This is a genomic window from Thermococcus sp. GR6 (assembly GCF_012027415.1).
GTDB lineage: Archaea > Methanobacteriota_B > Thermococci > Thermococcales > Thermococcaceae > Thermococcus > Thermococcus onnurineus.
On the sequence record NZ_SNUM01000001.1, the window covers coordinates 47,403 to 59,566 of the forward strand.

11 protein-coding genes are annotated in these 12,164 nt (G+C 52.3%); 4 read left to right on the forward strand and 7 right to left on the reverse strand.

Translation table 11 applies throughout. From position 1 onward, the window contains the following. Positions 1-5 precede the first annotated feature (5 nt). Together E3E32_RS00340 and E3E32_RS00345 are read right to left on the reverse strand one after the other, a co-directional pair. On the reverse strand, positions 6-2,522 hold the full coding sequence (locus E3E32_RS00340; protein WP_167729711.1) for a CDC48 family AAA ATPase: 2,517 nt from the start codon (positions 2,520-2,522) through the stop codon (positions 6-8). Further along, positions 2,519-3,280, reverse strand: coding sequence for a hypothetical protein (locus E3E32_RS00345; RefSeq protein ID WP_167729713.1), 762 nt, complete (start codon positions 3,278-3,280; stop codon positions 2,519-2,521). Before E3E32_RS00345 ends, E3E32_RS00340 begins: the two co-directional genes overlap by 4 nt. Before the next feature lie 118 nt (positions 3,281-3,398). Between E3E32_RS00345 and E3E32_RS00350 the strand changes: the two genes are divergently transcribed. From E3E32_RS00350 to serS, 3 genes are all read left to right on the forward strand, one after another. Further along, positions 3,399-3,563, forward strand: coding sequence for a hypothetical protein (locus tag E3E32_RS00350; protein ID WP_167711970.1), 165 nt, complete (start codon positions 3,399-3,401; stop codon positions 3,561-3,563). Between the two features lie 63 nt (positions 3,564-3,626). Further along, entirely contained in the window at positions 3,627-4,829 is a 1,203-nt protein-coding gene (gene glp, locus E3E32_RS00355) for a gephyrin-like molybdotransferase Glp (RefSeq protein WP_167729714.1), read from the forward strand. Positions 4,830-4,909: 80 nt separating this feature from the next. After that, entirely contained in the window at positions 4,910-6,283 is a 1,374-nt protein-coding gene (gene serS / locus E3E32_RS00360) for a serine--tRNA ligase (protein WP_167729716.1), read from the forward strand. A gap of 6 nt (positions 6,284-6,289) precedes the next feature. Here serS and E3E32_RS00365 read toward each other — a convergent pair whose 3' ends face one another. Beyond that, the gene (locus E3E32_RS00365; protein WP_167729718.1) at positions 6,290-6,994 is read right to left on the reverse strand and encodes a nucleotidyltransferase domain-containing protein; all 705 of its coding nucleotides are present in this window, start codon (positions 6,992-6,994) and stop codon (positions 6,290-6,292) included. A gap of 81 nt (positions 6,995-7,075) precedes the next feature. On the opposite strand from E3E32_RS00365, the gene E3E32_RS00370 reads away from it, so the two are divergent. Beyond that, entirely contained in the window at positions 7,076-7,495 is a 420-nt protein-coding gene (locus E3E32_RS00370) for a hypothetical protein (protein ID WP_167730840.1), read from the forward strand. An 11-nt stretch (positions 7,496-7,506) separates the two neighbouring features. Here the strand turns inward: E3E32_RS00370 and E3E32_RS00375 are convergent, their stop codons facing one another. The 4 genes from E3E32_RS00375 to E3E32_RS00390 form a co-directional block, all read right to left on the reverse strand. Next, on the reverse strand, positions 7,507-8,688 hold the full coding sequence (locus E3E32_RS00375; RefSeq protein ID WP_240910532.1) for a hypothetical protein: 1,182 nt from the start codon (positions 8,686-8,688) through the stop codon (positions 7,507-7,509). Positions 8,689-8,760: 72 nt separating this feature from the next. Then, positions 8,761-9,780: an L-threonylcarbamoyladenylate synthase gene (locus E3E32_RS00380; protein WP_167729720.1), complete on the reverse strand. Its 1,020-nt coding sequence runs from the start codon at positions 9,778-9,780 to the stop codon at positions 8,761-8,763. A 32-nt stretch (positions 9,781-9,812) separates the two neighbouring features. After that, positions 9,813-10,850, reverse strand: coding sequence for a glycosyltransferase family 4 protein (locus tag E3E32_RS00385; RefSeq protein WP_167729722.1), 1,038 nt, complete (start codon positions 10,848-10,850; stop codon positions 9,813-9,815). A gap of 38 nt (positions 10,851-10,888) precedes the next feature. Next, positions 10,889-12,094 (reverse strand): hypothetical protein, encoded by a 1,206-nt coding sequence (locus E3E32_RS00390; protein WP_167729724.1) that lies wholly within the window; start codon positions 12,092-12,094, stop codon positions 10,889-10,891. Between the last annotated feature and the right edge of the window lie 70 nt (positions 12,095-12,164).

Consider the following 12,164-nt stretch of genomic DNA (forward strand, 5'->3'; position numbering starts at 1 on the left):
GAAAATTAGAAGGTGTAGTAGTCCGGCCCCCTGCTAGTCTTCTCGGCTTTGGACTTTCTGTTCTCTTCGAAGTTCTTGTAGTACTCTATCATGTATGGCGTTATGCTCGGCCTGACCTTCTTGAGGGCCTCCTCGAAGTCCTTCTTTGAAACTCTCAGCTGTTCGAGGAACTCCTCACTCTCTTCCTCGATGAGCTCTGTCGGGAGCTTTGATATAGCCCTGCGCATCGCTATCAGTGCCGCTTCCCTCACGAGGGCCTCCAGGTCGGCACCGCTGTAGCCTTCCGTCTTCTTCGCGAGTTCCCGGAGGTTGACATCCTTAGCAAGTGGAACGCGTCTCGTGTGCACTTTGAGTATTTCCAGTCTGGCCTTTTCGTCTGGCGCTGGCACGAGTATCAGCCTATCGAACCTTCCGGGCCTGAGCAGGGCTGGATCTAGTATGTCAGGCCTGTTGGTCGCTGCTATGACGACGACACCGCTGTTCTTTTCTATTCCGTCCATCTCCGTCAGGAGCTGGTTGATGAGCCTGTCAGTGACGCGGTTCATGTCACTGCCCCTTGCCGGTGCTATGGCGTCTATCTCGTCGATGAATATCACCGTCGGAGCAGCCTGCCTGGCCTTGCGGAATATCTCCCTTATGCGCTTCTCGCTCTCGCCAACCCACTTGGAGAGAACTTCTGGCCCGCGTATGCCTATGAAGTTGGCCTCGCTCTCCGTGGCCACTGCCTTGGCTAATAGCGTCTTACCGGTTCCCGGAGGACCGTAGAGAAGAACTCCCCTTGGCGGGTCTATACCAAGCCTCTGGAAGGCCTTCGGGTACTTCAGCGGCCACTCGACAGCCTCCCTGAGCTCCTGCTTGACCTCATCAAGACCTCCAATGTCCTCCCAGCGGACGTTTGGCATCTCGATGAGGACTTCCCTCAGTGCCGAGGGGTCGACCATCTTCAGAGCCTCATAGAAGTCCGCCTTCTTAACGCGGAGCTCCTGGAGAACCTCGGGAGGAATCCTCTCCTGCTCAGGGCTTATCTTGCCTTCGTTGATGAGCCTCCTGAGGACGACCATTGCCGCTTCCCTTGCGAGGGCAGCTAAGTCGGCACCGACGAAGCCGTGGGTCTTCTCGGCTATTTCCTCAAGCATTCTGTCTATGAGCCTCGTCCTGACCTCTGGATAGATTTCGCTCTCACTCTTCAGTACCTTCTTGATTTCTTCCTCGCTCTTTGCCTCCTCAACCCTCTCGATGAGTCTCTTTAGCCGCTCCTCGTCGAAGGTCTCCTTCCTCAGGAGCTCCCTTAGAACCTTGAGGACAGTAACTTTGTCGTAGTCCGGTTCGAGGGGCATTCCTCTGGTGTGTATCTGGAGTATTTCTTTCCTGCCCTTCTTGTCGGGCACACCGACCTCTATCTCCCTGTCAAAGCGTCCCGGTCTTCTGAGGGCGGGGTCGAGAGCATCAGGCCTGTTGGTGGCCGCTATAACTATGACTTTGCCCCTGCTCTTGAGGCCGTCCATCAAAGTCAGCAGCTGGCTGACGACACGCTTCTCAACCTCCCCGACGACTTCTTCACGCTTGGGGGCTATTGCATCTATCTCGTCTATGAATATGATTGATGGCGCGTTTTCCTCGGCATCCTTGAATATCTCCCTCAAGCGCTCTTCACTCTCACCGTAGAACTTACTCATTATCTCTGGCCCGTTGATAGCTATGAAGTGGGCGTTTGCCTCATTGGCGACGGCCTTAGCAAGGAGCGTTTTTCCAGTACCCGGTGGACCGTAGAGTAGAACACCCTTCGGCGGCTCAATTCCAAGGCGCTCGAAGAGTTCGGGATGCTTGAGCGGAAGCTCCACCATCTCACGTATCTTCTGAATCGCGTCGCTCAGACCGCCGATGTCCTCGTATGTGACCTCGGGAATCGTCTCCTCGCGCACCTCGACCGCCTGCGGGAGAACCTCGACCTCGGTGTTGTAGGTTATCTGGACTATGCCCTTCGGATTCGTGCTGACGACAACGAACTTGAGCTCGCCGAAGCCGAGGGGCATGGCCTCGAAAAGGCCCCTTAGGAGCTCGTCGAAAGGCGAGCCGCCATAGTAGCTGGCCTCACTCCTACCGCTTGCAACTATCAGGTCTCCCTTAACGACGGGCCTTCCGAGGAGGTTCTGCTTGACCATGTCTCCAGGTATCTGGATGAACACACCCTTCTGCGCTGGTGCGAGGACGACCTTCTTTGCCTCCTTTACCTCTGCCCTTGCGACCGTGACGTAGTCACCTATGCTAACCCCTGCGTTTCTCCTTATGTAGCCATCCATCCTTATGATGTCGAGGTTCCTGTCGTCCGGGTGGGGGTTCGCCACTATTGCAGCAGTCGAGCGCTCTCCTATCAGCTCAACTATGTCGCCTGGCTCAACCCCAAGCTGGCGCTGGTACTTTCTGTCGAACCTCACTATCCCCCTTCCCACGTCCCTCTTGAGCGCCTCGGCAACGCGAAGCTTTATCTTCTCATACCTCTCCTCATCCTTACCAAAAATCATCTTGACCTCCTCCTCTGCTTTTCTATAGCCTCTTCCAATGTCAGATTACCAATAGCGACCTCGCGGGCGAGCTTCGAGGAGATCGTGATGTTCCCGCTCAGCTCACGGCTCCTCCTCTTTATGTCTTCTATCTCCCTCTTGGTTGGCTCCTTTACTTCAATGAGTTCTCCTATCGGCACTTCCCTGCCCTCGCGCAGGCCGATGTTTATGGCAGCGACTATGTCCTGCACCTGCGAGACGTCTATGCCCCCAACCTTTGGAGTAGTCCGCGACTCGTTCACGACGATGACGGGATAATCGTAGCCGAGCAGGTCAGCGAGAGCTTTGAGCATGAGTATCCTCTGCCGCTTTGCCCCGTGTCCAATTTTGATTTTAGCGGACGGGTACTTCTCAAGCAGTTCAAGGATTATCCCCACGTCGCGCGGGTTCTTGAGGTGGTGAACCTCTATCACGCGGTTGTCAGCAATGACGCTCAGGCCGGGTCTCTCGCCTGGGTCTATGGCAATGTAAACCCTCTTAAACCTCTCCCTTCCCTCAAGCTTCGCGAGGAGCTCGTCTATGAAGCTTTCGTTCCTCACGATTATCTTGACGGGAAAGTCTATTTTACCATAATCCCTCTCACTCGTCAGGACAACCTCCACATCGAACGGGATCTTATCCCCCACGCGGATGCTGTGGAAGGCTATCCTGTATTCCTTCAGCACCTTTGTTGCCAGATAGTAAACACGAGCATCGCTCGTTACGATGGCTACCCTCATGGTTATTAGTAAATCTTCCCAATTAAAAACCTTTCTAACCGTTCCAATCCACAATTTTGGCCACGAAAGGCTCCAAATCCGCAGAAAAAAGTTTATAAGCCATTATCGGCAAGTAGGGATGGGGATTGGGATGCAGCCTCCAAAGAAAAAGAAGAAGGTCGAGGAGTTTGAGGAAGAGGAGTTCCTCGAGGAAGAGGAGTGGGAGCTCGAGGAGGACGAGTGGGAGGAAGAGGACTGGGAAGAATGGGGAGATGAAGAGTGGGACGAGGAAGATGAATGGTGAGTTAAACGTTTCCTTTTACGCAACTCATTTATACGCCTGATCTTATCTTTTCTCGGTGATAGAATGGCGTTCCTGAAGGTGGTTCCGCTCGAAGAAGCTCTCAAGGTTATAGACTCATTTCCGCTGAAGCCAGAGATTGAGGAAGTTTCCCTTGAAGAAGCTCTCGGCAGAGTTCTCGCTGAGGACGTAGTCTCTCCAATAGATGTCCCACCATTTGACAGGGCAACCGTCGATGGCTACGCCATTAGGGCTGAGGACACGTTCATGGCGAGCGAGAGCGAACCGGTGAGGCTGAAGGTTATTGGCGAGATAAACGCTGGTGACACGCCAACGATAGAGCTCAAGCCCGGTGAGAGCGTCTACATATCCACAGGCGCACCGTTGCCGAAGGGCGCAGATGCAGTGATACAGTTCGAGGATGTGGACAGGGAAGGCGATGAGGTGGTTATCTACAAGCCGGCCTATCCAAGCTTGGGTGTCATGAAGCGTGGAGCGGACATTCCGAAGGGCAGCTCTCTCCTCGAGAAAGGTACGAGGCTAGGCTTCAAGGAGACGGCACTACTTTCGGCGGTCGGCTTCTCGAAGGTCAGAGTCTTCAGAAAGCCAAAGGTTGCTGTGATAAGCACCGGCAACGAGGTCATTCTTCCAGGAACGGAGCTTAAATATGGTCAGATATACGACATCAACGGAAGGGCCATCGCTGACGCTGTAAGGGAGCTTGGCGGCGAGGCCATCTTCCTGGGAATAGCAAGGGATGACCGTGAAAGCCTGAGGGAGCTGATACTAAGGGGTGTCGAGTGCTGTGATATTGTTCTCCTGAGCGGTGGTGCGAGCGGGGGAATAAGGGATCTCACCAGCTCGATAATCGAGGAGCTCGGCGAGGTGAAAATCCACGGCATAGCCATACAGCCCGGCAAACCAACAATAATAGGCCTCATTAACGGAAAGCCCATCTTTGGCCTTCCTGGCTATCCCACGAGCTGTTTAACGAACTTCACCCTTCTCGTCGCCCCACTCCTCAGGAAGCTCCTTGGCAGGGAGAATGAGGTCAGGAAGGTCAAGAAGAGGCTTGCCCACAAGGTCTTTTCGGTCAAGGGCAGGAGGCAGTTCCTTCCCGTCAGAATCGAGGGCGAAAAAGCGGTTCCAATACTCAAGGGCAGCGGAGCTGTTACGAGCTTCATCGATGCTGATGGCTTCATAGAGGTGCCGGAGAACGTGGAGATACTCGAGGCGGGAGAGGAGGTTGAAGTAACCTTCTTCGGTTGACCTCTTTTTTGCCGAAATGTCAAGGCGATTATCAAATTATTTTTAAACTCCAGCACCGTTCATCTCCCAGGTGAAATGCTATGCTGGACATAAAGCTCATCCGTGAAAACCCTGATCTAGTTAAGGGCGATCTCATAAAGCGCGGGGAAATTGAGAAGATAAAATGGATCGACGAAATCCTCGAACTCGACAAAAAGTGGCGCGAGAACCTACGGAAGATCAACCAGCTCAGGAAGGAGCGCAACCAGCTCGCTGTGCAGATAGGAAAGCGCAAGAAGGCTGGTGAGCCGATAGACGATCTCCTTGCAAAGAGCAACGAGATTGTGAAGCAGATTGAGACCCTTGAGAAGGAAGTTGAGGAGCTGAGGGCGAAGATCGACTACTACCTCTGGCGCCTGCCGAACATCACCCACGAGAGCGTTCCGATCGGCAAAGATGACAGCGAGAATGTGCCGATAAGGTTCTGGGGCAAAGCGAAGGTCTGGGAGGGGTTCCTTGAGACGTTTAAGGAGCAGAGCCTTGGGAAGATGGACTATGAGGTTATTGACTGGAGGCCAAGGCTCCACGTCGACATGCTCGAGATTCTTCGCGGAGCTGACATCGAGAGGGCCGCAAAGGTTAGCGGTTCAAGGTTTTACTACCTCCTCAACGAACTGGTCATCCTCGATCTCGCCCTCATAAGGTTTGCCCTGGATAAACTCATCGAGAAGGGTTTTATTCCCGTCATACCGCCCTACATGGTGCGCCGCTACGTTGAGGAGGGTGTCACCAGCTTCGGTGACTTTGAAGACGTTATCTACAAGGTCGAGGGGGAGGATCTCTACCTTATTCCAACGGCCGAGCACCCGCTCGCTGGGATGCACGCCAACGAGATACTTGAAGGAAAGGACCTCCCGCTCCTCTACGTTGGTATTAGCCCCTGTTTCAGGAAGGAAGCTGGAACCGCTGGAAAGGACACCAAAGGTATCTTTAGAGTCCACCAGTTCCACAAGGTCGAGCAGTTCGTCTATTCGAGGCCAGAGGAGAGCTGGGAGTGGCACGAAAAATTAATACAGAACGCCGAGGAGATCTTCCAGGAGCTTGAAATCCCCTACCGCGTCGTCAACATCTGTACCGGAGACCTCGGCTACGTTGCGGCCAAAAAGTACGACATAGAGGCATGGATGGCTGGACAGGGCAAGTTCAGGGAGGTCGTTTCGGCGAGCAACTGTACGGAGTGGCAGGCGAGAAGGCTCAACATCCGCTACCGCGACAAGACTCACGAGAAGCCCAAGTTCGTTCACACGCTCAACTCAACGGCGATAGCCACCTCGAGGGCTATCGTTGCTATCCTCGAAAACCACCAGACTGAGGAGGGCGTCGTCAAGCTTCCAAAGGCCCTCTGGAAGTACACCGGATTCAAGGAGATTCTCCCGGCGCATATGAAGGAGAAGTGCTGCCAGGGGCTTGAGTGATTTCTTTTAAATCCCCCCGGCTTCCCTTACCTTTCTCCTGACGTTCGGGTCGCGGTCCGCTATGAGCTTCAGCGCCTCCTCGAAGGTCATCCAATCGGGCACCTCTTCGTTGAGGTAAGTGCCTGTCCTTCCTATCGCGTCCCTTCTCGTCAGGACGTGAATGCGCTCGGTTACGATGTCGATGCTAACTCCGAGGATTTTTGCTACTTCGCTCTCTCTTCCGACGACCTCGCGCTCGATGTGACCTCTCTCGGTTGGGACTATAAGAATGAGCTTCTTGTTTACTCCAGGAACCCTCTGCTTGGTCTTCACATCCCAGATGTCTATCGCGCCACCCCACTTATAGAACTCCAGCTCCCTCTCTGTCGGTTCTATGAGAGGGAATGTTACCGTAGTTTCTTCATCTATCTCGATGACGCCCTTAATGAGATGCCACGGCGTTGCCATAACGATCTTTCTCCTGCTTACTATGCCCTCAAGGGCGAGCTCTATTAAATAGCTCGGCACCTTGTAGGGAATGAAGATGTCAATGTCGCTGTCTCGTCTAACATCCCCCCTAGCCACGCTACCGTAGAGCTGCGGGTCGAACTGCTCCAGACGTTCCATTATTTTCAGAGCTTTCTCCCGCTTCTCCCAAAGGTAGTGCCAGCGCTTTGGTGGATAAACCACTTCCCTTTCGTCCCAAATCTTAACTACTTTTTCCCTCGGCATCGAACTAAGCTCGACCGGAACGTTTAAAGGCCTACCGATAGCGTTTTATATAGTTGAAACCACTTGGGGGTGGTGAAAGAAATGCCAGTGCTTGGATTCAACATAACCAAGGTCGAGATGGAGAAGACGGCCATCGGCGTTCCCGGGGGCCAGATTGAGGTCAGGCTCTCGCCGAAGATTAAGGAAATGCGCCTCGGTGAGATACGCACTCCGACCGGAAAGATGAACGGTATCGAGGTTCTCTTCAGGTACGAGATTGACTACAACCCCAAGGTCGCTCAGGGTGTAATCGAGGGAATTATTCTGTATGTTCCGCCTCAGAAGGACAAGATGGACGAGATACTCAACCTGTGGGAAGATGAAAAGAAGATGGATCCAGTAACCTTTGCCGAGATTGTGAACTTCATAACCAAGGAAGTCTCCCCTATGATAATGCTCCTCGCGAAGGAAATGCGCCTGCCCTACCACATACCGCTTCCGAGGGTAGAGGTCAAGTCCTGACCTTTCTTTTCTTAATGATATATTCCCTCTGCCTCGTGGAGCATGTTTGCGACCTCTTTGAGCTCATCCTTTCTCAGGAGTACTTTTTCGGCCAGCTCGAGGGCTTTCGGATAGTTCTTCTTATTGGTGTAGTACTCGATGGTATCGATGTCCTCCAGGAGATCTTCATCTCCCTTTGACGCTGCGAACTGTTTGAGGATAGCCAAGCGGACACTAGCCCTGAACTTCATATCACTCCTGGTTTCAAGGGCGCTCTTGTATGTTTCCATGGCTTCCTTGATTTTGCCAATTCCTATCAGAGCTTCAGCCATCTCCGCAAGCTTTTCGGCGGCCATGTCATCGTTGCTGTTGGCGCGATGAGAGCTTACTATCTGGTAGAGCATCCTGACGGTGTTTATTCCTATCAGCTTGGCCCTGTTGAAGTTCCTAGCCAGCAAATATGCGTACTGTGCCTTGACGAGACAGCTAGTGGTTCTATCAAGGTCACCGTTGGAATAGGCCAGCTTGCTGGCTTTCTCAAAGTTCTTGGCTGCTGTGTCCATCATCTCAATGAAGTGTATATCGTAGCCGAATATCGACCTGATGAAGCTGGCGAGGCGGTAGAAAGCCTCTGCAGCACCCTTTAAGTCTCCTTTTTCAAGCTTCTCTTCTGCTACCTGTCCATAGAGGGTTATCAGTATCTCCGCGATCCTCTTGTAGGACTCAATGCTGTCGATTATCTTGTAGTACCTGTAGGCGGATTCGTAGGCTCGGATAGCCATGGTGATATCGTCATTGTCCCGGTACGAGTTGCCGAGGTCCTCATATATCGCTGCGAACTCTTCGGCGTATTTCATCAGGTTTCTTTCATCGTTTAGCGTCAGAAAGACCTCGAGAACATTGGAGCAGTACTCATCGAGGGTGTCTAGATTAACTCCTGGCCGGGTTATCTCCTTTTCGATAAGGTCAATGTAGAGATAGGCGCTCTTCAAAAGGGATGGGCGGGACTTCTCAATCAATTTAGTTCTCTCAAGCAGAATATATCCCAGGTATTTGTAAAGTCTCGCGGCGTCCTCCTTTTTCCCCTCCTCTTCGTAGCCTTTTGCAGCACGAAGAACGAATTTAAGTCCCTCTTTAAGCTTTCCCTCGTTGATTCTCTTGAAAGCTAGCTGTTCCAGTTCTTCTGGCCCTTCTAGTCCCATGTTGGCTGCCAAATTTCTCACCCCACATGATTCAAGTCAGGGTCCCATTGGCTAAATTTAAGAGTTTCAATATTTAAGCGTTGTCTATGCCCATACTATTCTGTACCCTGCTGCCTTTCTCAGTCTGTTCATCACAGCAAAGCCCAAACCTCTCTCTTCGATTCCTTCGGCAATTATGATGTCAACTCCCCTCTTGTCGAGCTCCCTTAAAGCTTTGAACAAATTCCTGGCAACTTCCTCCTCGCTCGTTCCAAGATGGAAGAACTCATCTGCATCGTATTGTTCTGTGGCCATAACTCCAACCCGCAGTCCTTTTTTCCGGTACTCATTAACGAGCTCTTCTATCTTTTTCCTGACGTTCTCTCTGGGTCCTTCAACGACAATAACCTGCGCATTCGGCGAGTAGTGCTTGTACTTCATTCCCGGAGAGCGGGCAACATCGACGAGCTTACCTCTGACCGCAGGGTGTATCTCCACTTCTCCAATGACCTTTTCGATCTCCTCGAGCGGCAAACCACCGGGCCTCAGGAGAGTTGGTTTCTCACCACTCAGGTCGACGACGGTGGATTCCACGCCTATTTTTGTCTCGCCTCCGTCGATTATGCACTCGATTTTTCCGTAGAAATCATCTATGACATGCTCGGCTAGGGTTGGACTTGGCTTTCCGCTTATATTGGCTGATGGGGCCGCTATTGGCGTGCTGGCCCTTATGAGTGCGAGGGCTATCGGGTGGGCTGGCATTCTAACCGCCACGGTGTCTAGGCCGCCGGTAGTGACCGTTGGTACCTCCTCCTTTTTGGGGAGAACCACTGTTAGGGGGCCTGGCCAGAACTTTTCGGCCAGGAGTCTTGCCTCGTCAGGTATTTCTCTTGCGAGCTTTTTGAGGTCATCGAAGTCTGCAATGTGAACTATCAACGGGTTGTCCGCTGGCCTTCCCTTGGCCTCGAATATTCTCCTCACGGCTTCCTCGTTCAGCGCATCCGCACCGAGGCCGTAAACAGTCTCCGTTGGGAAGGCGACGAGCTTGCCCTCGAGTATGAACTTCGCGGCAATCTTTATCTTCCTACCATCCATACCGTCTCGCATATTGATTACTACCGTCATCTTCTCACCCAACGTTCACCGAGAAAAGGCCGTTAAAAACGTTGCCCAATGACATCGAGGTAAACCTTTTCAACCTCCCTTGCCACGGCCCCCCAGGAGTAGAGGCTGGCTATCCTTCTTCCAGTCTTTCCGATCTTTATGTTGGCCTTTGGTTCGAGGATTGACTCAACGGCTTTTACCAGATCCTCGAAGCTTTTGAACGTCACCCCGTTTTTACCTTCCCTTATTAGCTCGGGGATAGCGCTTACCCTTCTCCCAACAGTCGGAACACCAAGGCTGTTGGCTTCAAGGATTACAAGGCCGAAGCCTTCCCTCTTTGAGGGCAGTACAAGAAGGAGGCTTTCTGAGAGAATTCTATCCACATCGCGGCGGTAACCCAAAAACCTGACGTTCTCCGGCGCTTCCTTCTCGAGTTTCCATCTGAGGGGGCCATCGCCCACTACGAGAAACTCCCTATCAGGAAAAACCCGGGCTAGCTCGATAAACGTTTCCGGGCTCTTGTAATCTCTCAAGGCCCCAATAAACGTGATGTAGCGCCTTTGCCCCTGTTTCTCCGAGAGAGACTTGACGCCATTGGGGATAACCTTAACCTTGCCCGCTCCCAGGGAGATCGCCTTCTTTGCGAGCCAGTGGCTGACGGTTATTATAGCGTTTGCCGTCGCAAGCGTTCTTTTGACGTAAAATCTTCCAAGGGTAAGCTTCGCGGTGTGTTCTAAATCGCTTCCGTGGGCTGTAACAACAAGAGGCAGGTCAATTCTCTCCTTGGCCAGAACGCCGGCGTAGCTCGTTGTTCCCACGAAGTGAGCGTGCACCAAATCAAAACTGAACTCGCGATGGAGTCGGACTATCTCCTTTGCCCCAAGAAGGGCGAAGTTCGTTCCCCTGATGCCGTAAACCGGTGGAACCTTAACCTGATGGACGAATTCTTTCTCGTTATCTCTCGGTTTAATTGGGCCGTAGGTAAGGACATGCACCTCGTGGCGCTTTCTAAGTTCCCTCACGAGGTTATCGAGGTGGTTTGCAACGCCACCACCGTGGGGAGGGTAGTGTCCTACCATTAGAATCCTCATTTTGACCGGGAAAAATGGAGAAGGGACATTAAAAAGCCTTATGGTCTTCCCCTGTCCCGGCCTTCAGGTATTCCTGGAATCGGCCTCTTCACTGTCAGCTGGGCTATCTCGTTCTTTATCTGTGGGATCAGGTCATTGAGGAGTGCTGAGTAGTCCCCTCTATCCAAGGCTTTCCCTGCCTGGATCAGTAAAGCCTCGAGGTTGCTAACGTCGTAGCCCTTTTTCTTGAGGACTTCCACCATTACCTGCAGCCGGAACAGCTCCCGGGTCATCTGAAGCTTGGCAGAGCCCTGATAGATGGTGTTCATCTCCCTGTATGCGCGGGAGATAACGAAGTCTGCGTTGAAGTTGGCCCTAATTGCCAGTTCGTAGGCCCTGGCGTAATCTCCCTCATTGTATGCCTCCCACGCGAGGGTCATCAGCTTCTTGGCATCGTCGAGCTTTTTCCTAGCATCTGGGATTTCAAGACCATCCAAGAGCGTCTCGGCACGATGGGTCTTGTTCTGTACATCAACTAGAACTTGGTATGTTCTTGTAGTGAAAGGCATGAACATGCTCTTGGAGGAGAAATAATCTGTCCCGAAGCGTTTCTTAAGCCAGAGGTCGATTGTTTCCTCGTTAATAGGAAACAGGGGAGTTCTGCTGAACGAATTCGCGTAGGTGGCCATGTATCTGACCTCTATAATCCTGTTGAACTCGTTCAGGACATTCAGCGTGGTCTGGATTTTTCCTTCATCTGTGAGGACTAGAATTGGGATGCCTGCAAACTCATTTGGGAGTGATTCCCTCATGCTCTGTATGGCAAGAACGTCGCGCCCGTTGACGATGACCACGGAAGTTATTTGGCTAAACGCCTCAGGAAACTCCTCCTTGAGCATCTTTATAACTGCTAGGTTTGTCTCGTACCTCGTCTCTCCGTACCAGCGCTCATAGGGTATCCCAAACTCCCCGAAGTCCTGAGTGTATTCCTCTGGTACGGCGACGGATCCGCCGATGATTATTACCTTGTCTGGGTTTATCGTCAGTATCTCTGCACTCGCAGCCGGGTCATAGGTTCCCCATGGGCTAACAACTACCTGGGCACCCAGGATTTTTGCCACATTCTCCGCTATTGCCCTATCAGCCTCGTTGTCACTCACGAGGATTACGAGCTTTATATTTGCCCCTGCGACATGTACCGTCGTGATGGGACTTGTGATGAATAGGATTCCAATGAGCAATGCGAGGCCTTTTCGAAGTATCACGGCTTTTCACCTGGTTTTAGTTTCGAAAGAGCCATATTTAAGCGTTTTTCACGAAACCGTTTGCCCGTGT

Excerpts from the sequence above, each read along its gene's own strand:
- glp (WP_167729714.1), top strand. The coding sequence starts at position 3,627 with ATGGCGTTCCTGAAGGTGGTTCCGCTCGAAGAAGCTCTCAAGGTTATA.
- E3E32_RS00340 (WP_167729711.1), bottom strand. The coding sequence starts at position 2,522 with ATGATTTTTGGTAAGGATGAGGAGAGGTATGAGAAGATAAAGCTTCGC.
- E3E32_RS00365 (WP_167729718.1), bottom strand. The coding sequence starts at position 6,994 with ATGCCGAGGGAAAAAGTAGTTAAGATTTGGGACGAAAGGGAAGTGGTT.
- E3E32_RS00380 (WP_167729720.1), bottom strand. The coding sequence starts at position 9,780 with ATGACGGTAGTAATCAATATGCGAGACGGTATGGATGGTAGGAAGATA.
- E3E32_RS00370 (WP_167730840.1), top strand. The coding sequence starts at position 7,076 with ATGCCAGTGCTTGGATTCAACATAACCAAGGTCGAGATGGAGAAGACG.
- E3E32_RS00345 (WP_167729713.1), bottom strand. The coding sequence starts at position 3,280 with ATGAGGGTAGCCATCGTAACGAGCGATGCTCGTGTTTACTATCTGGCA.
- serS (WP_167729716.1), top strand. The coding sequence starts at position 4,910 with ATGCTGGACATAAAGCTCATCCGTGAAAACCCTGATCTAGTTAAGGGC.
- E3E32_RS00350 (WP_167711970.1), top strand. The coding sequence starts at position 3,399 with ATGGGGATTGGGATGCAGCCTCCAAAGAAAAAGAAGAAGGTCGAGGAG.
- E3E32_RS00385 (WP_167729722.1), bottom strand. The coding sequence starts at position 10,850 with ATGAGGATTCTAATGGTAGGACACTACCCTCCCCACGGTGGTGGCGTT.